This window comes from Azotobacter armeniacus (genome assembly GCF_054779355.1).
Genome location: NZ_BAAGYK010000036.1, coordinates 1 through 24,631 on the forward strand (window position 1 = coordinate 1; position 24,631 = coordinate 24,631).

20 protein-coding genes and 2 pseudogenes are annotated in these 24,631 nt (G+C 60.8%); 7 read left to right on the plus strand and 15 right to left on the minus strand.

Features of this window, described 5'->3' with window-relative positions; translation table 11 throughout:
- From ACYVD0_RS08610 to ACYVD0_RS08655, 10 genes and pseudogenes are all read right to left on the minus strand, one after another.
- A pseudogene (locus ACYVD0_RS08610) lies at positions 1 to 227 on the minus strand (Tat pathway signal protein); the annotation flags it as partial.
- Between the two features lie 175 nt (positions 228 to 402).
- On the minus strand, positions 403 to 1,998 hold the full coding sequence (locus ACYVD0_RS08615) for an isocitrate lyase (RefSeq protein ID WP_460426438.1): 1,596 nt from the start codon (positions 1,996 to 1,998) through the stop codon (positions 403 to 405).
- A gap of 278 nt (positions 1,999 to 2,276) precedes the next feature.
- Entirely contained in the window at positions 2,277 to 3,086 is an 810-nt protein-coding gene (locus ACYVD0_RS08620; RefSeq protein WP_460426439.1) for a secretin N-terminal domain-containing protein, read from the minus strand.
- 139 nt (positions 3,087 to 3,225) lie between these two features.
- The gene (locus ACYVD0_RS08625) at positions 3,226 to 3,651 is read right to left on the minus strand and encodes a GNAT family N-acetyltransferase (protein ID WP_460426440.1); all 426 of its coding nucleotides are present in this window, start codon (positions 3,649 to 3,651) and stop codon (positions 3,226 to 3,228) included.
- Complete coding sequence (locus ACYVD0_RS08630) at positions 3,644 to 4,810, minus strand: ribosomal protein uL16 3-hydroxylase (RefSeq protein WP_460426441.1); 1,167 nt, start codon at positions 4,808 to 4,810, stop codon at positions 3,644 to 3,646. The genes ACYVD0_RS08625 and ACYVD0_RS08630 overlap by 8 nt, the downstream gene beginning before the upstream one ends.
- Positions 4,811 to 4,888: 78 nt before the next feature.
- Positions 4,889 to 6,259, minus strand: coding sequence for an adenylosuccinate lyase (gene purB / locus ACYVD0_RS08635; RefSeq protein ID WP_460426442.1), 1,371 nt, complete (start codon positions 6,257 to 6,259; stop codon positions 4,889 to 4,891).
- Between the two features lie 99 nt (positions 6,260 to 6,358).
- The gene (hflD, locus tag ACYVD0_RS08640) at positions 6,359 to 6,982 is read right to left on the minus strand and encodes a lysogenization regulator HflD (protein ID WP_460426443.1); all 624 of its coding nucleotides are present in this window, start codon (positions 6,980 to 6,982) and stop codon (positions 6,359 to 6,361) included.
- The gene (gene mnmA / locus ACYVD0_RS08645; RefSeq protein WP_460426444.1) at positions 6,979 to 8,097 is read right to left on the minus strand and encodes an MnmA/TRMU family protein; all 1,119 of its coding nucleotides are present in this window, start codon (positions 8,095 to 8,097) and stop codon (positions 6,979 to 6,981) included. The genes hflD and mnmA overlap by 4 nt, the downstream gene beginning before the upstream one ends.
- Positions 8,098 to 8,172: 75 nt before the next feature.
- Positions 8,173 to 8,607 (minus strand): NUDIX hydrolase, encoded by a 435-nt coding sequence (locus ACYVD0_RS08650; protein WP_460426445.1) that lies wholly within the window; start codon positions 8,605 to 8,607, stop codon positions 8,173 to 8,175.
- 270 nt (positions 8,608 to 8,877) lie between these two features.
- Positions 8,878 to 11,103: an NADP-dependent isocitrate dehydrogenase gene (locus tag ACYVD0_RS08655; protein ID WP_460426446.1), complete on the minus strand. Its 2,226-nt coding sequence runs from the start codon at positions 11,101 to 11,103 to the stop codon at positions 8,878 to 8,880.
- 1,195 nt (positions 11,104 to 12,298) lie between these two features.
- Between ACYVD0_RS08655 and ACYVD0_RS08660 the strand changes: the two are divergent.
- Positions 12,299 to 12,569, plus strand: a pseudogene (locus ACYVD0_RS08660) (transposase); the annotation flags it as partial.
- 303 nt (positions 12,570 to 12,872) lie between these two features.
- Here the strand turns inward: ACYVD0_RS08660 and cspD are convergent.
- On the minus strand, positions 12,873 to 13,148 hold the full coding sequence (cspD, locus tag ACYVD0_RS08665; RefSeq protein WP_460426447.1) for a S1 domain-containing protein: 276 nt from the start codon (positions 13,146 to 13,148) through the stop codon (positions 12,873 to 12,875).
- Between the two features lie 228 nt (positions 13,149 to 13,376).
- Here cspD and clpS point away from each other — a divergent pair, with 228 nt between their 5' ends.
- Together clpS and clpA are read left to right on the plus strand one after the other, a co-directional pair.
- Complete coding sequence (gene clpS, locus ACYVD0_RS08670) at positions 13,377 to 13,739, plus strand: ATP-dependent Clp protease adaptor ClpS (RefSeq protein WP_460426448.1); 363 nt, start codon at positions 13,377 to 13,379, stop codon at positions 13,737 to 13,739.
- Between the two features lie 29 nt (positions 13,740 to 13,768).
- The gene (gene clpA, locus ACYVD0_RS08675; RefSeq protein WP_460426449.1) at positions 13,769 to 16,039 is read left to right on the plus strand and encodes an ATP-dependent Clp protease ATP-binding subunit; all 2,271 of its coding nucleotides are present in this window, start codon (positions 13,769 to 13,771) and stop codon (positions 16,037 to 16,039) included.
- 70 nt (positions 16,040 to 16,109) lie between these two features.
- On the opposite strand, the gene infA is transcribed toward clpA, so the two are convergent.
- From infA to trxB, 4 genes are all read right to left on the minus strand, one after another.
- Positions 16,110 to 16,328, minus strand: coding sequence for a translation initiation factor IF-1 (gene infA / locus ACYVD0_RS08680; RefSeq protein WP_002553999.1), 219 nt, complete (start codon positions 16,326 to 16,328; stop codon positions 16,110 to 16,112).
- A 102-nt stretch (positions 16,329 to 16,430) separates the two neighbouring features.
- Positions 16,431 to 17,138, minus strand: a complete 708-nt coding sequence (locus ACYVD0_RS08685; protein ID WP_460426450.1) for an arginyl-transferase family protein — start codon at positions 17,136 to 17,138, stop codon at positions 16,431 to 16,433.
- Between the two features lie 80 nt (positions 17,139 to 17,218).
- Positions 17,219 to 17,899 (minus strand): leucyl/phenylalanyl-tRNA--protein transferase, encoded by a 681-nt coding sequence (gene aat / locus ACYVD0_RS08690; RefSeq protein WP_460426451.1) that lies wholly within the window; start codon positions 17,897 to 17,899, stop codon positions 17,219 to 17,221.
- 52 nt (positions 17,900 to 17,951) lie between these two features.
- Positions 17,952 to 18,899, minus strand: coding sequence for a thioredoxin-disulfide reductase (gene trxB, locus ACYVD0_RS08695; RefSeq protein ID WP_460426452.1), 948 nt, complete (start codon positions 18,897 to 18,899; stop codon positions 17,952 to 17,954).
- A gap of 607 nt (positions 18,900 to 19,506) precedes the next feature.
- On the opposite strand from trxB, the gene ACYVD0_RS08700 reads away from it, so the two are divergent.
- Genes ACYVD0_RS08700 through crcB form a run of 4 tightly spaced genes read left to right on the plus strand, consistent with a single transcriptional unit; the run spans position 19,507 to position 24,630 of the window.
- On the plus strand, positions 19,507 to 22,269 hold the full coding sequence (locus tag ACYVD0_RS08700; protein ID WP_460426453.1) for a DNA translocase FtsK: 2,763 nt from the start codon (positions 19,507 to 19,509) through the stop codon (positions 22,267 to 22,269).
- A gap of 27 nt (positions 22,270 to 22,296) precedes the next feature.
- Positions 22,297 to 22,920 (plus strand): outer membrane lipoprotein carrier protein LolA, encoded by a 624-nt coding sequence (lolA, locus tag ACYVD0_RS08705; RefSeq protein WP_460426454.1) that lies wholly within the window; start codon positions 22,297 to 22,299, stop codon positions 22,918 to 22,920.
- Positions 22,921 to 22,933: 13 nt separating this feature from the next.
- The gene (locus tag ACYVD0_RS08710; RefSeq protein ID WP_460426455.1) at positions 22,934 to 24,259 is read left to right on the plus strand and encodes a replication-associated recombination protein A; all 1,326 of its coding nucleotides are present in this window, start codon (positions 22,934 to 22,936) and stop codon (positions 24,257 to 24,259) included.
- On the plus strand, positions 24,256 to 24,630 hold the full coding sequence (crcB, locus tag ACYVD0_RS08715) for a fluoride efflux transporter CrcB (RefSeq protein ID WP_460426456.1): 375 nt from the start codon (positions 24,256 to 24,258) through the stop codon (positions 24,628 to 24,630). Before ACYVD0_RS08710 ends, crcB begins: the two co-directional genes overlap by 4 nt.
- The last annotated feature ends 1 nt before the right edge of the window (position 24,631 follow it).

Genomic DNA, 24,631 nt, shown 5'->3' on the forward strand with positions numbered 1-24,631 from the left:
AACGGCAGGCGGCTGGGCCGCTTGAGCAGGCCGTTGGCCTCTCCGGCATCGCCGCTGCGCGGCATGGCCACACCGAGGAAGGCCAGCATGCCCATGGCCATTCCACCGGCAATCACCTGACGACGGCCGATGCCTTCGATCAGGTCGTTCATGTGCGGATTGCCCGAGTGATTGCTGGGTACTTCGTCGCCATCGCCGAACAGGGCGGTGTCTTTGTCGGTCGTCACGAGATAGCTCCGTTTAGGGGGGGTCGAACGGAGACGAACCTAAAGGGTGTGTACGACAAGAGAGTGACAGTGAGGGGAGGGCGCGCGGACTTTCGTCGCGTAACAGAGGCAAAAAAACATCCCCCGGCAAAGCTGGGGGATGTCAGGGGTCACGCTAGGTGCGAACGGGTTCCGATCAGTGGAACTGGTTCATGGTGTTGTCCTTGCCACCAGCCTTCAGGGCTGCTTCACCCGCGAAGTATTCCTTGTGGTTGTCGCCGATGTCGGAGCCAGCCATGTTCTGGTGCTTGACGCAGGCGATGCCCTGACGGAGTTCCTGACGCTGCACGCCCTTCACGTAGGCCAGCATGCCTTCTTCGGCGAAGTAGCCCTTGGCCAGGTTGTCGGTGGACAGCGCGGCAGTGTGGTAGGTCGGCAGGGTGATCAGGTGGTGGAAGATGCCAGCCTGAGCCGAACCGTCGCGCTGGAAGGTGCGGATCTTTTCGTCGGCGATCTGGGCCAGCTCGGTGTTGTCGTACTCGACGCTCATAAGCTTGGCGCGATCGTAGGCGGACACGTCCTTGCCTTCGGCAACCATGGCATCGAACACCTGCTGACGGAAGTTCAGGGTCCAGTTGAAGGACGGGCTGTTGTTGTACACCAGCTTGGCGTTCGGGATGACTTCGCGGATGCGGTCAACCATACCCTTGATCTGGCCAACGTGCGGCTTCTCGGTTTCGATCCACAGCAGGTCGGCGCCGTTCTGCAGGGAGGTGATGCTGTCCAGCACGCAACGGTCTTCGCCGGTGCCCTTGCGGAACTGGAACAGACCGCTGGCCAGACGCTTCGGACGCAGCAGCTTGCCGTTACGGTTCAGCACCACGTCGCCGTTCTTCATCTCGGCCGGGCTGATTTCTTCGCAGTCCAGGAAGGAATTGTACTTGTCGCCCAGGTCGCCTTCTTCGCGGGTCACGGCGATCTGCTTGGTCAGGCCGGCACCCAAGGAGTCGGTACGGGCGACGATCACGCCGTCATTCACGCCCAGTTCGAGGAATGCGTAGCGAACAGCGTTGATTTTGGCGAGGAAGTCCTCGTGCGGAACGGTCACCTTGCCATCCTGGTGGCCGCACTGCTTCTCGTCGGAAACCTGATTCTCGATCTGGATGCAGCAGGCACCGGCTTCGATCATCCGCTTGGCCAGCAGGTAGGTCGCCTCGGCGTTACCGAAGCCGGCGTCGATGTCGGCGATGATCGGTACCACATGGGTTTCGAAGTTGTCGATCTGAGCCTGGATTTCAGCTTCCTTGGCCTTGTCGCCAGCGTTGCGGGCGTCGTCCAGAGCGTTGAACAGCAGGTCCAGTTCGCGGGCGTCGGCCTGGCGCAGGAAAGTGTACAACTCTTCGATAAGCGAGGAGACGGCAGTCTTCTCGTGCATGGACTGGTCGGGCAGCGGGCCGAAGTCGGAGCGCAGGGCGGCAACCATCCAGCCGGACAGGTACAGGTAGCGCTTGTTGGTGGTCTTCAGGTGCTTCTTGATGGAGATCAGCTTCTGCTGCCCGATGAAGCCATGCCAGCAGCCCAGGGATTGGGTATAGACGGACGAGTCGGCGTCGTACTCGGCCATGTCCTTGCGCATGATGGCTGCGGTGTATTTTGCAATGTCCAGACCGGTCTTGAAGCGGTTCTGGATGCGCATGCGAGCGGCGTATTCCGGGGTGATGGCGCTCCAGCTGCTGCCGTACTTCTCTTTCAGGGCAGCAATGGCCTTGATCTCGTTTTGATATGCAGACATGGTCGATCCTTCAAAGTTGGAAATGGTTGAACACTGATTCCCACCTGAACCTGCATGTAGTCGATGATCAATACGGACAACACGCGGTAAAACGTCGAACCTTGTGGGCAGTACAGGCACAGAGCTAGCTCGGCTGGTTGGCTGGAGCAGGCTCCGGAGACCCTTGCCAGGGCCCCTGGTTAGCGGGAGCGAGGAAATCATGCCTAGGGTGGAATCTGTCGTCAATAAATTTGTAGTGAAATCTTATGCGCACTACACGAAAGTATGATGCGTGCTCTTCACTCAAGAGTCTCGACCTTCAGACGCATGGACAGTTCTTCCTGGGTAGACTCGGAGCGTTGGCGCAGCAGTCCCTGACGATCGTTCCAATGGCTTTCGCTGGCATTGCCGAGATCGATCCATTCGCCCAGGCGTCCGCTAACTTGGGTCTCCAGGGTCTGGACATCGATCACGCCGGGGCGGGAGGAGTCCAGTCGATCATTGTTGCTGCTGAGGGTGATATGCACGATCTCGCCGGAGATTCTTGCTGTAACGTAGGTGCCGCGGGTGACATCGCGGTAGTGGGTCTCGCGGTACACTTGTCCGTAGGGACCGACGTGGGTACTGCGCAGCGGCACGCTCTGGCCGGTCTGGATCAGCGCCGGGTAGCCTTCATTGGCCTGGATCTGTTGAAGGGCGCCGCCCCGGCTGTCAGTGCTGCGATTCAGAATGCGTACCCGGTTCTCGCCGTAGACCTGGCCGCGGCCAGACTGGATCTCCATACCGCCGGCGCCGACCGAGTCGTCCACGACATAGCCACGCCGCTCGCCGTTCTTCGCTTCGCTGCTGTCGACGCTGATCAGCAAGCGCCTGGGCGGTGTATCCAGTTGCTCGACCAGTCCGCGCAGTTCCTGGAGCTTCGCCGCCGGGGCATTGACGATGAGTTGGTTGCCGTAGGCATTGATCCGCCCGTCGTCACCGATAACCGACTGCGCCATGGGCAGCAGCTCGTCGGCCATCCGGTAGTTCAGCTGGATGATCTTGGTGGCGGCCAGTGCTTGGGTGGCGGAAAGCATCAGCAACACGACAAACAGTCTGCAGATCTTCATGGGTGGGACTCGGCAGGAAACCATTCATGCCGACATTCTAGGGGAGCGGGGCGGGAGAGTCTGTGGGGTTGGCTGCAGCTCTGTCCAGGACGTCCCGCGCCATCGCCAGGGGAGGGTGCGCAGGGCGTCCGCAGAAAGCTCAGTTGGTCTGGCGCATCATTTCCACATGGGGGATGCCGGCATCGAGGTATTCATCGCTGACCACGACGAATCCGAGACGCTCGTAGAAGCGCGTGGCATGCACTTGGGCGCTCAGGGTCAGGTGGTGGAGCCCACAGCGCTCGGCCTCGGCGATCACCGCACGCATCAGGGCGTCACCGATCTTCAGGCCGCGCCAGTCCTTGAGAACCGCAACACGGCCGATGTGTCCGTCGCGCAGCAGGCGCGCCGTGGCCACGGCGAATCCGCCTTCAAAAGCGAGAAAATGGACGGCTTCGGCATCCTCGCTATCCCACTCCAGTTCGGAAGGAACCGCCTGCTCGGCGATGAAGACGCTGTCGCGGATCCGTCGGATGTCGGCGTTGTCCTTTTGCCAGTCGGCGATCCGCACCTGGATCTCAGTCATCGGCGAACTCCAGACTGCCCAGCACGAACAGTTTCCAGAGGAGCTGACGGCCTTCCTCATCGGTCAGCCAGAAGGCAAGGTTGTCTGTATGCAGGGCATCGGCGCTGCAGATCAGCTTGAGCAGCTCGCGCAGATGACCGGGGAGCAGCCGGCTCTGGCCGCTGGCGAACATCAGTAAATCCTCGCCGACCTCGGACCAGGCCATGCGGGCGCTGGGGTTGCGGACCAGCACGCCACCTTCCTGCAGGTTGGCCAGGAAGTCCTTCTCAGGCATTTCCACGCTGGCGATCAATTCCGGGTAGCGCGGTTCGGTCATGAACTGGCCGAACCAGGTGAGCAGCAGGCGCTCGTCGCCCATATGCTCCTGGATCAGGCCCTTGAGGCGTTCCAAGGCATCGCGTTGGATCTGATACGGGTCCTCGCAGGGGCGGATGTCCGGATCGCCGTAGCGCTCCTCGTCGGGTAGGAATTGAGCAAGGAAGTCGGTGAAATGGGTCAGTACTTCGGCCGCACTGGGGGCACGGAAGCCCACCGAATAGGTCATGCAATCGTCGACCGCGGTGCCGAAGTGGGCCAGGCGGGGCGGCAGATAAAGCATGTCGCCGGGCTCCAGCACCCACTCCTCGCCACTCTGGAATTCGGCGAGGATGCGCAGATCGGCATGCTTCAGCAACGGGCTGTTGCTGTCGCACATCTGGCCGATCCGCCAGCGCCGCTTGCCGTGACCCTGCAGCAGGAATACGTCGTAATTGTCGTAATGCGGTCCTACGCCGCCTCCGGGAGCGGCATAGCTGATCATCACATCGTCAATCCGCCAACTGGGCAGGAAGCGGAAGCTTTCCAGCAGTTCGGCGACCTCGGGAACGAACTGGTCGACCGCCTGCACCAGCAGAGTCCAGTCGTGCGCGGGCAGGTTCTTGTAGGTTTCCTCGTCGAACGGGCCGCGGCGAAGTTCCCAGGGATGGTCGCCGTGCTCGACGATCAGGCGCGATTCGACTTCTTCCTCGAGCGACAGGCCAGCCAGTTCGTCCGGCGAGATGGGGCTTTCGAAGCCGGGGATGGCCTGACGGATCAGCAGGGGCTTCTTCTGCCAGTAGTCGCGCAGGAATTCGCGTGCGCTGAGGCCGCCTAGAAATTGAAGTGGAATATCAGAGGTCATAGATAAGCCCTTGCTCTGCAGAGAGAGCTGAAAATAAAAACGCCCGGCACTGCCGGGCGTGAAGATAAAGAGGCGAAATCAGATGCGCTTGGCCTGGGCGGTCGCATTGCCGATGTAACCGGCAGGGGTCAGCTTGTGTAGCTCGGCCTTGGCGGCAGTGGGGATATCCAGAGCGTCGATGAAGGCCCCGAGCGCTTCGGGGCTGATGCCCTTACCGCGGGTCAATTCCTTGAGCTTCTCGTAGGGATTGGCGACGCCATAGCGGCGCATCACGGTTTGGATCGGTTCGGCCAGAACTTCCCAGCATGCATCCAGATCTTCAGCAAGTTGTTGAATATTAAGCTCCAACTTACTAATTCCCTTAAGGGTAGCTTCATAGGCGATGATGCTGTGGGCGAAACCGACGCCAAGGTTGCGTAGTACGGTGGAGTCGGTCAGATCGCGCTGCCAGCGGGAGATCGGCAGCTTGCTGGCCAAGTGCTGGAGCAGCGCGTTGGCAATACCGAGGTTGCCCTCGGAGTTCTCGAAGTCGATCGGGTTGACTTTATGCGGCATGGTCGAGGAGCCGATCTCGCCGGCCACGGTCTTCTGTTTGAAGTAGCCGAGGGAGATGTAGCCCCAGACGTCCCGGTCGAAGTCGATGAGGATGGTGTTGAAGCGCGCGATGGCGTCGAACAGTTCGGCGATGTAGTCATGCGGTTCGATCTGGGTGGTGTAGGGGTTCCACGCCAAGCCCAGGTCAACTTCAATGAATTCGCGGGCATTGGCTTCCCAATTCACGTCAGGGTAGGCCGACAGGTGCGCGTTGTAATTGCCTACGGCACCGTTGATCTTGCCCAGGAGCGGCACGGCGGCGACCTGGATGATCTGCCGTTCGAGGCGATAGACCACGTTGGCCAGTTCCTTGCCGAGGGTGGTCGGCGAGGCTGGCTGACCGTGGGTACGCGACAGCATGGGCACATCGGCGAACTTCACCGCCAACTCGCGGATGGCCTGGGCGATCTGGCGCATCAGCGGCAGCAGCACGGCATCGCGGCCCTCGCGTAGCATCAAGGCGTGGGAGAGGTTGTTGATGTCCTCGCTGGTGCAGGCGAAATGGATGAATTCATTCACCTTGGCCAACTCCGGCAGCTTGCCGGCCTGCTCCTTGAGCAGGTACTCGACGGCCTTGACGTCGTGGTTGGTGGTGCGCTCGATCTCCTTGACGCGCTCGGCATGCTCCAGCTGGAAGTCCTCAGCCAGCTGGTTCAGCAGGGCGTTGGCCTCGGCGGAGAAGGGCATGACTTCAGGAATGCCGCTGTGGGCTGCCAGTCGCTGCAGCCAGCGGACCTCCACCATGACGCGGAAGCGGATGAGTCCGTATTCGCTGAAGATCGGGCGCAGGGCGCTGGTTTTGCCGGCGTAGCGGCCATCGACGGGGGACACCGCAGTGAGCGAGGAGAGCTGCATGGGAGGAGGTCTCGGACAGTCGGACTACAAAAAGGGCTGCAATGATACACGAAGGCGGACAGGGCGGCCGAACGCAATCTTCGGCCGACCAGTACCTCCTCAACTACGTCGTAACAACGGATAGAGTTCGTCGAGCAGTTTGCGGCGGCTGAACACTAGCTGCCAGCGGTGCCCGCCGAGCTGGCGCCATAGGCGTGCCGAACGGATTCCGGCGAGCAACAGGGCGCGGACCTTGGAGGCGTTGGCAGGGCTCTGCAGGTGGCGCATCTCGCCGTGCACCTGGATACGCTGACGGAAGGTGCTCAGTGTGTCTTCGTACAGGGAGGCGAAGGCGGCTATTACGTTCTCGTGGACCAGGCTCAGGTGCTGGACCTGCAGCTGGATCTGGTCCAGTCGCTGGCCCATGAGTTGCAACATGTCATCGTGCTTGTCCAGTTGCCGTTCTAGAGCGACCAGCGCGAGCGAGTAGCGCAGGGGCTCGCGCTGCAAGCTCTCCGGCTTGCGCTCGAGTGCGCTGGCCAAGGCGCGGTAGCCGTCGCGCAGATTGAGGTCATCGCCGCCGAACACTTCCAGCGTGTTCTTCGGGTTGCGTACCAGCAGACTGCCGAGCATGCAGGCAAGGTCGGCTTCGCCGACCTGTCCGGTCTTGGCGATCCTGTCGACCAGACAGGCCGATTCGAATATACCGCCGAGAGCAACCAGTTGTTCCTGTCTGGGGGTCATGGCTGCCTGCCCTCGCTATTCCATGGTGCGGCGCTCTCGATGACTCCGCCGCCTAGGCAGATCTCGCCATCATAGAGCACCACGGATTGGCCTGGAGTCACAGCTCGCTGAGGTTCGTCGAACACGATTCGGAAGCCCTCGGTGGTCTTTTCCAGGGTACAGGCCTGATCGCTCTGTCGATAGCGAACCTTGGCAGCCAGGCGCTGCGGCAGTGGGAAGTCGAGCGGATTCACCCAGAACATCTCCGAAGCGAGCAGGGCACGGGAGAACAGCCAGGGGTGCTGGTTGCCCTGGCCGACGACCAGTACGTTGCGGACCAGATCCTTGGCCAGAACATACCAAGGCTCGTCGGCAGCATCCTTCATCCCGCCGATACCCAACCCCTGGCGCTGGCCGATGGTGTGGTACATCAGGCCGTGGTGCTGGCCGATGACCTCGCCAGCGGTGGTCTCGATGAGACCCGGTTGGGCTGGCAGATACTGTTTGAGGAAATCGCTGAAACGGCGTTCACCAATGAAGCAGATGCCGGTGGAGTCTTTCTTTCTGGCCGTGGCCAGACCGTGCAGTTCGGCGATGGCGCGCACGGCCGGCTTCTCCAGCTCACCGACCGGGAACAGCGATCTGGCGATCTGTTCGCCGCCCACAGCATGCAGGAAATAGCTCTGGTCCTTGTTCGGGTCTAGTCCCTTGAGCAATTCGGTTCGGCCATCGGTATCACGGCGACGCACATAGTGGCCGGTAGCAATCATATCGGCGCCCAATAACAGCGCATAGTCGAGGAAAGCCTTGAACTTGATCTCACGGTTGCACAGGATGTCCGGATTCGGCGTGCGCCCGGCCTTGTATTCGGCAAGGAAGTACTCGAACACGTTGTCCCAGTATTCGGCGGCGAAGTTGGCGGTGTGCAGCTTGATGCCAATCCTGTCGCAGACGGCCTGAGCATCCGCGAGATCTTTCTTGGCCGTGCATTGTTCGGTGCCGTCGTCCTCCTCCCAGTTCTTCATGAATAGACCTTCCACCTGATACCCCTGTTGCAGAAGCAGGAGGGCGGAAACGGAGGAGTCCACGCCGCCGGACATGCCGACGATCACGCGAGTATGGGCAGGATCTTGCATAATTATTTGGAGTGGGGGTTCTGAAAAGGGGAATTCTATCAGGGTCCTGGGCCTGTCTGCGAAGGCGCGGCTTGTTCAGCGAATGAGGCTTAGCGGGAAGCGTTCCCCGGCCAGGTAGTCGTCGATGCAACGCAGTACAAGTGGGCTGCGCCAGCATTCCTGTTGTGCAAGTAGTTCCTCCCGGCTCAGCCAGCGGGGAGCGATGATTCCCTCGTCAAGCTGGTAGCCGGTGACCGCTCGCAGCGGATGGGCGGCAAAGCAGACGCGCTGATAGGTCACGCCGTTGGGCGCCGTATAGAGGTAAATGCCGATCACGGCTGTGAGTTCTACCTGCCAGCCGGTTTCCTCCAAGGTTTCCCGTAGAGCAGCTTCGAGCAGAGTCTCGTTGGCCTCGAGATGTCCGGCAGGCTGATTGAGGACTGTCCGATCATCCTGCAGCTCTTCTACCAGGAGGAAGAGACCGTTTTCTTCCACTACCGTGGCGACGGTGACCTGGGCCTGCCAATTCATAAAATCCGTCCGGGTGCTTGCAGATGGCTGCGTATTATATGCGGCAGGTCTGTTTCCGGGCATGCATGATGGAGACTTCCTTGCCGAAGTTGCGTTCGAGTCGGACGGTGCCGGCTTGTCGAAGAAGTTTGCCTTGGAACTGGGCTGACTTCGATTGGGTTGCACTGAGATATCTCGCAAGGAGGCTGTAAAAAACCCCGGCTTTGCAGCCGGGGCTCTTGTCAAGCCAAAGGCGAGGTGAGTCGCCCCTCATGCGCTGGGCGTGGCGCTTTATGCAAGTGCCGCCAGAGCCGCATTGAGGGTTGCGCTCGGGCGCATGGCCTTGCTGGTCAATTCGGTGTTCGGGTGATAGTAACCAGCGATGTCCATGGGCTTGCCCTGGGCTGCAGCCAGCTCGGCAACGATCTTGGCTTCGTTGTCGGTCAAGGTCTTGGCGAGGCCGCTGAACTGCGCCTGCAGTTCCTTGTCCTCGGTTTGAGCTGCCAGAGCCTGGGCCCAGTAGAGTGCCAGGTAGAAGTGGCTGCCGCGGTTATCGATCTCGCCAACCTTGCGCGATGGCGACTTGTTGTTGTCGAGGATCTTGCCGGTAGCTTGGTCCAGGGTTTTTGCCAGAACCAGTGCCTTGGGATTCTTGTACGCAGTGCCCAGGTGTTCCAGCGATGCGGCAAGGGCCAGGAACTCACCGAGCGAATCCCAGCGCAGGTAGCCTTCCTCGAGGAACTGCTGGACATGCTTGGGAGCCGAGCCGCCTGCGCCGGTTTCGAACAGGCCACCACCACTCATCAGCGGGACGATCGACAGCATCTTGGCGCTGGTGCCCAGTTCCATGATCGGGAACAGGTCGGTCAGGTAGTCACGCAGGACGTTGCCGGTGACGGAAATGGTGTCCTTGCCTTCGCGGATGCGGGCCAGAGAGAAGCGAGTTGCCTCGACCGGAGACATGATGCGGATGTCGAGGCCACTGGTGTCGTGATCCTTCAGATAACACTCGACCTTGGCGATCACCTGGGCGTCGTGGGCACGGGCGGGATCCAGCCAGAACACCGCCGGGGCACCAGTGGCACGGGCGCGGTTGACGGCCAGCTTGACCCAGTCCTGAATCGGAGCATCCTTTACCTGGCACATACGCCAGATATCGCCGGCTTCGACGTTTTGCTCCATCAGTACCTTGCCATCGGCATCGCTCACGCGTACCACGCCGTCTGCCGAAATTTGAAAGGTTTTGTCGTGGGAGCCGTATTCCTCGGCCTTCTGAGCCATCAGGCCGACGTTGGGGACGCTGCCCATGGTGGTGGGGTCGAAGGCGCCATGCTGTTTGCAGTCCTCGATGACGACTTGATACACGCCGGCGTAGCAGCGGTCGGGGATGACGGCCTTGGTGTCGTGCAGTTTGCCGTCAGTGCCCCACATCTTGCCGGAGTCACGAATCATGGCCGGCATTGAGGCATCCACGATGACGTCGCTCGGCACATGCAGGTTGGTGATGCCCTTGTCGGAATTCACCATCGCCAGTTGCGGACGTTGGGCGTAAACCGCCTGGATGTCGGCCTTGATCTCGGCCTGCTTCTCGGCGGGAAGGGTCTTGATCCGGGCGTAGAGATCGCCGATGCCGTTGTTGACATCGAAGCCGATCTGCTTCAGTACGTCGGCATGCTTGGTCAAGGCATCCTTGTAGAATTCGGACACGATCTGGCCAAACATGATGGGGTCGGACACCTTCATCATGGTGGCTTTCAGGTGTATGGACAGCAGTACGCCTTTATTTTTCGCATCTTCGATTTCGGCGGCAATGAAGCTGCGCAGAGCGTTCTTGCTCATTACCGAAGAGTCGATGATTTCACCGGCCTGAACGGTGGTTTTTGCTTTCAGGACAGTGCTGCTGCCGTCTTTGGCGATCAGCTCGATTTTCACGCTGCCAGCAGTGTCGAGCAGGGCAGCTTTCTCGCTGCCGTAGAAATCGCCGCTGTTCATGTGGGCAACATGCGACTTGGAGTCTGCACTCCATGCGCCCATCTTGTGGGGGTGCTTTCTGGCATAGTTCTTGACGGAGAGAGGGGCGCGTCGGTCGGAGTTGCCTTCACGCAGGACAGGATTCACGGCACTGCCCTTGATCTTGTCGTAACGGGCTTTGACGTCTTTTTCCGTGTCGCTCTTGGGCTCTTCGGGATAGTCCGGCAGCTTGTAGCCTTGCTGCTGCAGCTCCTTGATTGCAGCCTTGAGCTGCGGTACGGAGGCACTGATGTTGGGCAGCTTGATGAGGTTGGCTTCCGGCGTGGTGGCCAGTTTCCCCAGCTCGGCCAGATCGTCGGAAATTTTCTGGTTATCGCTCAGATATTCGGGAAAAGTTGCGATGAGGCGGCCTGCAAGGGAGATATCGCGGGTTTCAATGGCGATACCTGAAGACTCGGTGAACGCTTTAACGATTGGAAGAAGAGAGTAGGTTGCCAGTGCGGGTGCTTCGTCAGTGAGCGTATAGATGATCTTCGATGTGGACATTTTTTACGTTAACCCCTCTGTATTGCTACATTTGCAAGTGCACAAACTCTTGATGCGCGCAAGGTAGGCGAAGCTGCCTAAAGGCATCAATGAGCGTAAAGTCGAGGTTCCTGGAGAGGCTCCGGATGCCTCGGGCTGTGATCTGCCAAGGGCGGCGGTTACCAGGTTCAAGCCTGTATGCTGCTTGGGTTTTAGAGTGGCTCATTCCAGAATGGCTCTGGATCCAATGTCCTTTCAGTTGCGCGGAGTATATCAGTACGACATATCTTTTGCATTCGTGGGCTTCTTGTCCTGATGAGTCTGGCGGAGTGTAGGCCTGCTCTGCAGGCAGGGGCTGTGACTCACAGACTGGTGGCGCTTCGGGTTTTATCTGGCTGTCAGCTGGCGTGTTTCCCTGATATATTTTAGGGATTCTGCTGAGTGGCCAGGCCTGGGCTGAAGCCCAGACTTGGCTGTAATCTCTCACCCCCCCCTTTCCAAGGTCATTTGTTTTTTGAGGCCGTGATGACGCGGGCGATGGAGACATGAGCAGAGGTCGTGGCTCCATCGCCCCATCCCTTGGGTTTGTCCACCTGGGGACCGCGTTTGCTGGTGGCAACCTGTCGGGGTGCGATGCACTGGGCCAACGCCAGCAGGCGCTGGGCCAGTCCGTTGGCCGAATCCTCATCCCGGCTGGGCCAGTGCTCCGCGCGACCTGCGCGGCCCGGTGTTGCCCCGGCTGCGCGCTGGCCAGCAGGGGCAGCACGCCGGTGCGCTCGCTTTCGTGGGTGTCCTCGCAGGCCGCCAGGCCGGTCACCTGATCGAGAGCGGGATCGTAGACCGCAGCGAATGCCCGGCAGGGCCGCGCCGCGATGGCTGCGCAGCGGGCTAGGCGCCCCCGGCTTGAAGCGCTTTCCGTGGTGGGCAGAGGGTTGCCGTCGACGATGCGCAGTTGCCTGCCCGGCAGACTGGGTGTGCTGCCTGGGCCGAAACGATCGGCTTCAGACGTTCAGCGCTGCCCTGCACCAGAGCTCGCAGCAGCCGACCAGCATGGCCCGCTCCAACGCCAGGCGTGCCATGACATGACGCTGGCCGGTGCCTGCTTCTCGAACCGCGCCAGGACTGCATCCCGAATCGTCTTATCCCCCCTGATCGACTACTGTCGAGGGGGTCTACTCAAAGACCTTGAAAAGGGGGGGCACTCAAGCGCGAATAGCATCACTTGCCGGTGTCCAAACGCTTCGCTGCCGATGGGCACGAGCCGAACGCCGATGACCCGTTGAGCAAAATGGCCCATCGGCTGGCCAGCCGGGCCGGGCACTGTACTCCCCGCGCAAGCAAACTGTCGAATCGGTGTTCGGCATCAACAAGCAGGTTATGGTCTTTGGGCACATGAGCATGCGCGGGCTGCAAGCAATCCATGGCGAGTGGGACTGATGACGCTGGACTGGAACATCAAGCGCATGCAGGTGCTGCGCCGGACATGAGGGGCATGCCGTGGATCGGGCGCCCTCACAAGCCCGCCGGGGGCTCCTGCATTTGTTCTCTGTGTATCCACAATCGGGCCGTTGTGGCGCAACACGCCATAATACCCTCGGATTTCAGATCGTCGTCGACTCAAGTCCGACAGACTCCTGGGAGCAGAGCTAAAGGGTGCCAGTTTGGCTCACGCAGGAGTTGAGGCTTGATCGCTCCTTGTTGAGCTGCAGTCATGCCCCTGTGACCGGACTGCTCCAGGCTGCGCCAGAGAGGGACGGTCGGTAACCGGCCCTGCGCGGATCCGGTCCGTTCTACAGGGTGCCGGCGGTATCCGTGATGGATGGCTGTGTCAGGCTGAGCTTAGCCGAATTCTCGGCCTGAGCCGGGCAGGGACTTATATTGATTGCGTGGAGGCCCTTCGGGCCTTGCAGCAGTTCGAAAGTCACCGCCTGACCGGCTTTCAAGGTCTTGTAGCCGTCCATTTGAATAGCTGAGTAATGGGCGAACAGATCCTCGTCGCGGCCATCTGCCACTATGAAACCGTATCCCTTGGCGTTATTGAACCACTTGACCTTGCCGCTTAGCATGCCGACATCCCTCTGCAAAGACTCCGTCACTGGAGTATCATCCATTTTGACCCTAAACCCACGCTCGACCCCACGGTCGGGACATGTAAGAGCCCCCTGAAACACCCTCTTGGGTACTCATTGTTTTATCATTGTTTGGCCGATAGTCAAGGTGGGGCTGCACTTGGCTGCCCAAAGGGGCAAAATCTTTCTAGTATCCGTATTCGTTCAACCGGAAGCTTGTCCAGCATGTTCGCAAGCACTGAGATTCGACTAACATTCAATCAAGACCGTCCCGAGCCGTACGAGGACGACTCTCACGGGCTGGTCGTGCAGGAGTCTAAGCCTGCGCTGAAGGTGCCGCCCATGTACAAGGTGGTGATGTTCAACGATGACTACACGCCGATGGATTTTGTGGTCGAAGTGCTGGAGAAATTTTTCAACCTTAACCGCGAGTTGGCAACGAAGGTCATGCTGACTGTCCATACAGAAGGGCGGGCAGTGTGCGGGATGTTCACTCGTGACGTTGCGGAAACCAAGGCCATGCAGGTCAACCAATATGCAAGGGAATGCCAGCATCCGCTGCTCTGTGAGATCGAGAAGGACGGTTAATGCCGACCGCTTGGGTATGAGGTGAAGCTATGTTGAACCGTGAGCTCGAAGTCACTCTCAATCTTGCCTTCAAGGAGGCTCGCGCAAAACGTCATGAGTTCATGACAGTGGAGCATCTCTTGCTGGCGCTTCTGGACAACGAGGCCGCGGCTGCCGTACTGCGCGCCTGCGGTGCGAATATTGACAAGCTCCGGCATGACTTGCAGGAGTTCATCGACTCCACAACCCCCCTGATTCCACAGCATGACGAAGAGCGCGAGACCCAGCCAACCCTTGGATTTCAGCGGGTGTTGCAACGTGCGGTCTTCCACGTGCAGAGCTCCGGCAAGCGGGAAGTGACTGGAGCCAACGTGCTTGTGGCCATTTTCAGCGAACAGGAAAGCCAGGCCGTCTTTCTGCTCAAGCAGCAGAGCGTGGCTCGCATAGACGTGGTGAACTATATCGCCCATGGTATTTCCAAGGTGCCGGGGCATGGCGACCATCCAGATGGCGAACATGAAATGCAGGATGAAGAGGGCGGGGAGTCTTCGGCTGCCGGCCATCCCTTGGAGGCCTATGCCAGCAATCTGAATGAGCTGGCTCGCCAGGGACGGATCGATCCATTAGTGGGGCGCGAATTCGAGGTCGAACGGGTCGCGCAGATTTTGGCCCGGCGGCGCAAGAACAATCCCTTGCTGGTGGGCGAGGCGGGCGTCGGTAAGACGGCTATTGCCGAAGGTCTGGCAAAGCGCATCGTCGACAGCCAGGTTCCGGATCTCTTGGCGCACAGTGTCGTGTACTCCCTCGATCTTGGCGCGCTACTCGCTGGAACCAAATATCGCGGCGATTTTGAAAAGCGTTTCAAGGCGTTACTTAACGAGCTGCGCAAGAAGCCTCATGCCATCCTGTTCATTGACGAAATTCATACCATCATCGGTGCCGGGGCTGCTTCTGGTGGGGTGATGGATGCTTCGAACCTTCTCAAGCCGCTGCTTTCATCCGGCGAGATCCGCTGCATCGGCTCGACCACTTTCCAAGAGTTCCGAGGCATCTTCGAAAAGGATCGGGCGCTGGCCCGGCGTTTCCAGAAGGTCGACGTAATTGAGCCCTCGGTCGAGGATACCGTGGGTATTCTTCGCGGCCTCAAGCCGCGCTTCGAGCAGCATCATGGCATCGAGTACAGCGACGAGGCATTGCGTGCTGCGGCAGAGTTGTCCTTCCGCTATATCAATGATCGTCATATGCCGGACAAGGCTATCGACGTTATTGACGAGGCTGGAGCGTTCCAGCGTCTCCAGCCGGAGGAGATGCGTGCCAAGCTTATCGATGTGGCTCAGGTCGAGGACATCGTTGCCAAGATCGCCCGCATCCCGCCCAAGCATGTGTCCAGCTCCGACAAGGAGTTACTGCGTAACCTCGAGCGTGATCTCAAGTTGACCGTATTCGGTCAGGATGCGGCTATCGACTCGCTTGCGACCGCGATCAAGCTGTCGCGGGCCGGGTTAAAATCGCCGGACAAGCCGGTCGGCTCCTTCCTCTTCGCAGGTCCCACAGGTGTGGGCAAGACCGAGGCTGCTCGGCAGCTGGCCAAGGCTCTGGGCGTGGAATTGCTGCGCTTCGACATGTCCGAATATATGGAGCGGCACACCGTTTCGCGCTTGATCGGTGCGCCTCCCGGATATGTCGGCTTCGACCAGGGAGGTCTCCTCACCGAGGCGATTACCAAGCAGCCGCACTGTGTATTGTTACTGGATGAAATCGAGAAAGCGCATCCAGAGGTATTCAACCTGCTGTTACAGGTCATGGATCATGGCACGCTGACCGACAATAACGGACGTAAGGCCGATTTCCGCAGCGTTATCATCATCATGACCACCAATGCTGGCGCGGAGACTGCGGCCCGTGCCTCGATCGGCTTCACCCTGCAGGATCATTCTTCCGATGCCATGGAAGTGGTCAAGAAGAGCTTCACGCCCGAGTTCCGCAACCGTTTGGACACCATCATCCAGTTCGGGCGGCTGAGTCATGAAGTGATCAAGAGCATTGTCGACAAGTTCCTTACCGAGCTTCAGGCGCAGCTGGAGGACAAGCGCGTGCAGTTGGATGTTTCCGAGCAGGCACGTAGCTGGCTTGCGGAGCATGGCTACGATGCGCAGATGGGCGCGCGGCCGATGGCTCGTCTAATTCAGGATAAGATCAAGCGTCCCTTGGCCGAGGAGATACTTTTTGGCGAGTTGGCCGAGCATGGTGGTCTGGTGCATATCGATTTGAAGGATGAGGAGCTGTCCTTCGAGTTCGAGACTGCTGTCGAAGTAGCTTGAGTGCGCCAGCAACAAGTTTGCCAGAATGAAAAACGCCCGGCATAGCCGGGCGTTTTTCATTGGATCCGTTTCAGCGGGCGCGATAGGTGATGCGACCTTTGCTCAGGTCGTAAGGAGTCAGTTCAACGCGCACCTTGTCGCCGGTGAGGATGCGGATGTAATTCTTGCGCATCTTGCCGGAAATGTGCGCGGTAACGACATGCCCATTTTCCAACTCCACGCGGAACATGGTGTTGGGCAGGGTGTCGACGACAGTACCTTCCATTTCGAAGCTGTCTTCTTTCGACATTCAATAAAGCCCTCGGTATGCAATGAATGGCCCAACGTAGCTGGCACGCCGAGCAAAACGGCGTGCATTGTGCCTGAAAATGGCTGTTGACGCCAAGGGCTATCAAGTTAAAGTGAGCCAGCGATGATTCACCAGCAATTCGATTGGGCGATATTGGGTCTTGTAGCTCATCTTTCGGCAATTCTTGATCCAGTAGCCTAGATACACTGCCTGTAGGCCGAGACGCGCAGCTTCGCCAATTTGCCAGAGAATGGCATAGCGGCCGAGGCTGCGTCGTTCTTCGTCTGGGTCGTAGAAGGTATAGACTGCCGACAGGCCATTGGGGAGCGCGTCGGTCACGGCGACGGCCAGCAGGCGTCCGGACAGACGGAACTCATAGAAGCGGGAGAAGGGCAGATCGCGGACCAGGAATGTGCAGAACTGGTCCCGGCTGGGGGGGTGCATGTCACCATCGGCATGGCGCTGTTCGATATAGCGTGCGTATAGCTTGTAATACTCTTCGTTGAAGCTGGGGCGTACGGCTTGCACTGAGATGTCTGCATTGCGTTTCAGGATACGCCTCTGCTGGCGATTCGGTAAAAAGCTCGTGGCAGGGATGCGGGCCGGGATGCAGGCATTGCAGCCTTGGCAGTGAGGGCGATAAAGGTGGTCACCGCTGCGCCGGAAGCCGAGCTCGGAGAGTTCCGCATAGACGCGCATGTCCATTGGTTGGCTGGGATCGAGGAACAGAGTCGTCGCCTGCTCGTTGGGCAGGTAGCTGCAGGCGTGCGGTTGAGTGGCGTAGAACTTGAGACGAGCCAGCTCGGTCATGGTCAACCCCCGGAAAGCTCTTAGCAGGCCGTGATTGTTCAGCGGCACTCAGCAAGTGTATGCCAGGCTGTGAACCTCTACTAGGCAACCCAGTCAGCCGTGCTCGGCTGGTCCAGATGACGCTGCAGGTAGTCGGAGAACTCGCTGCGAGGAATGCTGCGAGCGCCGAGGTTTTGCAGGTGCTGGGTGGGCATCTGGCAGTCGATCAGCACGAAGCCCCATTGCTCGAGTCGTTTCACCAGTGTCGCAAAGCCGACCTTGGAGGCGTTGTCGGCATGGCTGAACATGGATTCGCCAAAGAATAGTTGACCGATCGCCAAGCCGTAGAGCCCGCCGACAAGTGTGCCGTTCTGCCAGACCTCGACCGAGTGGGCGACGCCGCGGCGATGTAGTTCCTGATAGGCGTCCTGCATTTCCGGCGTTATCCAGGTGCCGTCGGCATAATCGCGAGGGCCGGCGCAGGCGTGGATCACTGCAGGAAAATTGCGATCGAAGGTGACCTGGAAGAGGCCTTGGCGGAGGGTTTTGCGCAGGCTGCGGGAAACGTGCAGTTCATGGGGGAGCAACACAGTGCGTGGATCCGGTGCCCACCAAAGAATTGGCTGTCCTGCCTGATACCAAGGGAAGCAGCCGTGCCGATAGGCCTGGATCAGGCGTTCGGCGGAGAGATCGCCTCCGACGGCCAGAAGGCCATTGGGATCGCACAAGGCTCTCTCCAGAGGGGGGAAGCTCAGGCTGTCGCGTTGCAAACAGGTCAGCATGTTGACGCCGCAGTGTGAATGGGGGAGGGCGGGCCGGAGCCCGCCAGGGGGGTCAGTTGTCCAGATAGCGCTCGGCATCCAGGGCGGCCATGCAGCCGGCACCGGCCGAGGTAATGGCCTGGCGGTAGACATGGTCGGCCACATCGCCGGCAGCGAAAACGCCTTTGATGCTGGTGGCGGTGGCATCGCCCGCGCTGCCGCCCTTGATCGACAGGTAGCCGTTGTGCATCTCGAGCTGGCCTTGGAAGAGCTCGGTGTTGGGCTTATGGCCGATAGCGATGAAGACGCCGGTCAAAGGCAGCGTTTCGGTGGTGCCATTCAGGGTGTCCTTCAGGCGCACACCAGTCACTCCGGAGGCGTCGCCAAGCACCTCATCCAGGGTCTGGTTCCAGTGCAGGCGGATATTGCCGTTTTGTGCCTTTTCGAAGAGCTTGTTCTGGAGAATCTTTTCGGCGCGCAGCTTGTCGCGACGATGAATCAGGTGCACCTCCTTGGCAATGTTCGACAGATACAATGCTTCCTCCACCGCGGTATTGCCGCCGCCAATCACGCAGACCACCTGATTGCGATAGAAGAAACCATCACAGGTGGCACAGGCGGAAACGCCCTTGCCGGAGAAGGCTTCTTCCGAAGGCAGGCCGAGGTACTGGGCGGAAGCTCCGGTGGCGATGATCAGCGCGTCGCAGGTGTAGGTCGCGCTGTCGCCGATCAGGGTGAAGGGGTGCTGCTGCAACTTGACGGTGTGGATGTGGTCGTAGGCAATCTCGGTATCGAAGCGCTCGGCGTGTTTCTGCATGCGCTCCATCAGGGCGGGACCGGTCAGGCCTTCAACGTCGCCGGGCCAATTGTCCACTTCGGTAGTAGTGGTCAGTTGGCCGCCAGGCTGGATGCCGGTGATCAGCAGGGGCTTCAGATTAGCGCGCGCAGCATAGACGGCGGCGGTGTAGCCGGCTGGGCCGGAGCCCAGGATGATCAGCCGCGAATGCTTGACATCATTCATAAAAAGTCCCCGTAAGCCTTTGTCACAAAAGAAAATGCATGGTCCAATGGAGCAGCATGGCAATGAGTGTCGACTATGCTACACCGAAGTATGAGAGGTCGGCAAAAAGGGGGCAGGCTCTCCAGGGCAATCGCATGTAAGGGGCAGGTGCAGCCGTTCACTCCCTCTCCCGCGTGCGGGAGAGGGGCTGGGGAGAGGGAAAACAGGCCATTGCTGCTCATTTGCCCTCTCCCCAGCCCCCTCTCCCATGAATGGGAGAAAGTTATTCATGCGATTGTCCCGGCAGGCTCTCTGCCTGGCATCGGATAGGTAAAACCGTACAATGGAGGCGCTCAAAGAGCCGGCCTCGCCGTTTCCTCGTGGGGATCGCCAAACGAGCTGACGTCCCCGTAGGGGGACAAAGGCAGGATGAGACGGGAAAGGCGAAATTCGGCCGAAGACGTGGAATTTGCTCATTATAAATGAGTAGTCTAAGCCTGGTTTCAACACTGCATGGTTGGGCCTACGGATCAGCCTGAACTCAGCCGTCGTTGCCGCACTCTTGGCTCTCGACCGATACGTAACCTATATAGATGGAACGCGCCGTTGGCGCAGGAAAAGAAGCGTTTTGAAGAATTCCTCTACTAAAGTACGGCTTCCGGCGTGGCAGCAACAGTTGAGCTCCCGCCTCAAGGAAGGTGCCCTGATCGCCCTGAGTGCCCTGTGCCTGTACCTCTGGATGGCACTGTTGACCTATGATCCTTCCGACCCGGGTTGGAGTCACAGCAGCAGTGTGGTGCAGGTGCAGAATGCCGCTGGCCGGGCAGGGGCCTGGTTCGCCGATATCCTGTTCATGGCTCTGGGCTATTTCGCCTATCTCTTTCCCTTGCTGATGGTGATCAAGACGGCCCAGGCGTTCATGGCGCGTCATGACCCCTGGCCATGGAGCGGCTGGCTGTTCTCCTGGCGCCTGACCGGTCTGGCGATCCTGGTTCCGGCGGGCTCCGCGCTGGCTTACATCCATTTCCATTCGGCCTCCGGGCTGCCGGCCTCGGCGGGTGGTGCCCTGGGCGAGGTTCTGGGCAAGCTCGCCCTGGATGTACTCAACGTGCAGGGCAGCACGCTGATCTTTCTTGCGCTGTTCCTCTTCGGGTTGACCGTGTTCGCCGATCTGTCCTGGTTCAGAGTCATGGATCTGACCGGGAAGATCACTCTCGATCTGTTTGAGCTGGTACAGGGCGCCATCGGCCGCTGGTGGGGCGCCCTGGCCGAGCGCAGGCGACTGGTCGCCCAGTTGCGCGAGCCGGAGAGGCCGGCCAAGTCCCGCAAGGTCGACGAGGCACGGGGCGAGCCGTCCCGCGCCCTCGAACCGCGGCTCGCCGAGCCGCTGGCTGCCGTACAGGCCGAGTCGGCCAAGCCCAGTCCCCAACGCCGCAGCGCAGCCGCGGATGTTCCGGCCAGGTTCCAGCGTCCGCCCGAATCTTCCTTACCGCGCAAGCCGCGCATTGAGCCCGAACTGGCAACACCCAAGGCCCGTATCGAGCCCAAACTCGCAACCGCCAAGCCCCAGAGCCGCAACGAACCCGAGGAGGTTAGGGCCTGGTCCGAGGATTTCGGCGGATTCGACGACCTGTCACTGAGCTTCCAGGGTCGCGACCCATCCGAGGAGGCGCTGCCGGTCAGTTTCCAGGATTTCGACGAGCCCGAGCCGCCAGCAGCCCAGCCCCTGTCGCGCACCGAACCGGACCCGCTACCGGCCAGGCCTGTGGTCAAGCCGGAGCGGCGACCGGCACCGGTCATTACTCCGCTGTCGGAGTCCCTGGCCATGGAGCCCAGGCCGCAACCCGTGCCCATGCCCGTGATGAGGGACAGGCCCGCTTCGTTCGTCGACAGTGCCCTGGAGGGCACCCTGCCGCCGCTTTCCCTGCTGGATGCGCCCGAGAGGAAGTCCCAAAACTATTCACCCGAGTCGCTCGAAGCGCTGTCGCGCCTGCTCGAGATCAAGCTCAAGGAGTTCGGAGTCGAGGTGACCGTCGAGTCCGTGCATCCCGGCCCGGTGATCACCCGCTTCGAGATCCAGCCGGCACCGGGCGTTAAGGTCAGCCGGATTTCCAACCTGGCCAAGGATCTGGCGCGCTCGATGGCGATGATCAGCGTGCGCGTGGTCGAGGTCATTCCCGGCAGGACCACAGTGGGCATCGAGGTGCCCAACGAGGACCGGCAGATCGTCCGCTTCTCCGAGGTGCTGGAGTCCACCGAATACGAGGACGCCAAATCGCCGGTCACCCTGGCGCTCGGCCACGACATCGGCGGCAAGCCGGTCATCGCCGACCTGGCGAAGATGCCGCACCTGCTGGTGGCCGGCACCACCGGCTCCGGCAAGTCGGTGGGGGTCAACGCCATGATCCTGTCGATCCTCTTCAAGTCGACGCCCGAACAGGCGCGCCTGATCATGATCGACCCGAAAATGCTCGAGCTGTCGATCTACGAGGGCATTCCCCATCTGCTCTGCCCAGTGGTGACCGACATGAAGGAAGCGGCCAACGCCCTGCGCTGGAGCGTGGCCGAGATGGAGCGCCGCTACAAGCTGATGGCGGCCATGGGCGTGCGCAACCTGGCCGGCTTCAACCGCAAGGTGAAGGATGCCGAGGAAGCCGGCATGCCGCTCGGCGATCCCCTGTACCGGCGCGAGAGCATGGATGACGAGCCGCCGCTGCTGCAGCCGCTGCCGACCATTGTGGTGGTGGTCGACGAGTTCGCCGACATGATGATGATCGTCGGCAAGAAGGTCGAGGAACTGATCGCGCGTATTGCCCAGAAGGCTCGTGCTGCCGGCATTCACCTGATCCTGGCGACCCAGCGTCCTTCTGTGGACGTGATCACCGGCCTGATCAAGGCGAACATCCCGACGCGGATGGCCTTCCAGGTGTCCAGCAAGATCGACTCGCGCACCATCCTCGACCAGGGCGGCGCCGAGCAGCTGCTCGGCCACGGCGACATGCTCTACCTTCCGCCCGGTACCGGCCTGCCCATTCGCGTGCACGGCGCCTTCGTCTCCGACGACGAGGTGCACCGCGTCGTTGAGGCCTGGAAGCAGCGCGGCGCGCCGGACTACGTCGAGGACATCCTCTCCGGCGCCGAGGAGGCTGGCGGTGGCTTCGAGGGTGGTGGCGACGGCGAAGGCAGCGAGGAGGATCCACTGTACGACGAGGCCGTGCGCTTCGTGACGGAAAGCCGCCGTGCTTCGATTTCCGCTGTACAGCGCAAATTGAAAATCGGCTATAACCGCGCGGCACGGATGATCGAAGCCATGGAGATGGCGGGTGTGGTGTCCTCGATGAATACCAACGGTTCACGGGAAGTAATCGCTCCCGCGCCGGTTCGCGACTGATTTCCCAACGCTCCCATGAGGATTGTCATGCGCCTTTTCCGCATGCTGTTGCTGTCCGCTCTCACCCTCGTCCTCCTGCCGGCGCAGGCCGACGAGCGCTCGATCCAGCGTCTGACCCAGTTGCTCGACCAGGCGCAGACCCTGACCGCGCGCTTCTCTCAGCTCACCCTCGACGGCTCCGGCACCCAGCTGCAGGAGACCTCGGGCGAGATGGCGCTGAGGCGCCCGGGGCTGTTCCGTTGGCACACCGACGCGCCGTTGGAGCAACTCCTGGTGTCCAACGGCGCCACGGTCTGGCTGTACGATCCGGACCTGGAGCAGGTGACCATCCGCAGCCTCGACCAGCGCCTGACCCACACTCCGGCGCTGCTGCTCTCCGGCGATGTGTCGAAGATCGGCGAGAGCTTCGAGATTAGCCACAAGGAGGCAGGCGGCGTGGTGGACTTCATTCTCAAGCCGAAGTCCAAGGACACCCTGTTCGACAACCTGCGCCTGTCCTTCCGCAATGGCGTGATCAATGACATGCAACTGATCGACGGCGTTGGCCAGCGCACCAACATCTTGTTCTTCGGGGTGAAGATGAACCAGTCGATCGATCCCGCGCAGTTCAATTTCAAGGTGCCGGAAGGCACCGATGTCATCCAGGAGTGATCCGGCAAAGCCCATGGACCTGTTTCACGCCGACCCCATCGCCCAGCCCCTAGCCGCGCGCCTGCGCCCGGCCAGCCTGGACGAGTACGTCGGCCAGGAGCATCTGCTGGCTCGCGGCAAGCCACTGCGCGAGGCGCTGGAGCAGGGCGCTCTGCACTCGATGATCTTCTGGGGCCCCCCGGGGGTTGGCAAGACCACCCTGGCGCGGTTGCTGGCGAAGGTATCCGACGCCCATTTCGAGACACTTTCCGCGGTGCTCGCCGGGGTTCGGGAGATTCGCCAAGCGGTCGAGGTCGCCCGGCAGCAGGCAGCCCAGTACGGCCGGCGAACCATCCTCTTTGTCGACGAAGTACACCGTTTCAACAAGTCCCAGCAGGACGCCTTCCTGCCCTATGTGGAAGACGGCACCCTGGTCTTCATCGGCGCCACCACCGAGAACCCTTCGTTCGAGCTGAATAACGCGTTGCTCTCGCGGGCCCGCGTCTACGTGCTGAAGAGCCTGGACGAGGCAGCTCTGCGCCGGCTGGCCGAGCGTGCCCTGGGCGAGGAGCGCGGGCTTGGCAAGCGCCACCTGAGTCTGCTGGAGGAAAGCCTGCAAATGCTGTTGGCGGCGGCCGACGGCGACGGTCGGCGCCTGCTCAACCTGTTGGAGAATGCCGCCGACCTGGTCGAGGACGGCGAGGCGATCGGTGTCAAGCTGCTTGTCAATCTGCTGGGCGACAGCCGCCGGCGCTTCGACAAGGGCGGCGAGGCCTTCTATGACCAGATCTCCGCCTTGCATAAATCGGTGCGTGGCTCGAACCCCGACGCCGCGCTTTACTGGTTCGCGCGGATGCTCGACGGCGGCTGTGATCCGCTGTACATCGCCCGCCGCGTGGTGCGCATGGCCAGCGAGGACATCGGCAATGCCGACCCGCGGGCGCTGCCCCTGTGCCTGGCCGCCTGGGATGTGCAGGAGCGCCTGGGTAGTCCCGAGGGCGAGCTGGCGGTGGCCCAGGCCATCGTCTATCTCGCCTGTGCGCCAAAAAGCAACGCCGTCTATACCGCCTTCAAGGCAGCGATGCGCGATGCCGCGCAGCAGGGTTCGCTGGAAGTGCCGCTGCACCTGCGCAACGCGCCAACCCGGCTGATGAAAGAGCTCGGCTACGGTGAGGAATACCGCTACGCCCATGACGAGCCGGACGCCTACGCCGCCGGCGAGGATTACTTCCCTGAAAGCCTCGAGCCGCGCCGTTACTATCAGCCGGTGCCGCGCGGCCTGGAGCTGAAGATCCGCGAGAAACTGGCCCACCTGGCGGCGCTGGATGCGGCCAGCCTGTGGCAGAGGAGAAAACCATGATCGGTGTGACCCTGGCGGTGGCGGCGGGGGGCGCGTTCGGCTGCCTGCTGCGCTTCGCCGCCAGCAACTGGGTGTCCGCGCACTGGCCGCAGCACTTCTACCTGGCCACTCTGGCAGTGAACATTGTCGGCTGCCTGCTGATCGGCTATCTCTATGGCCAGTTCCTCCTGCGCCCCGAAGTGCCGCTGGCGCTGCGGGCCGGTGTGATCGTCGGCTTTCTCGGCGGCCTGACCACCTTTTCATCCTTTTCCCTCGACACGCTACGCCTGCTGGAAAGCGGCCAGGCATCGCTGGCCTTCGGCTACCTGGCGCTCAGCGTGCTGGGCGGTCTGCTTGCCACCTGGGCCGGCCTGACACTCACCAAGCTCTGAT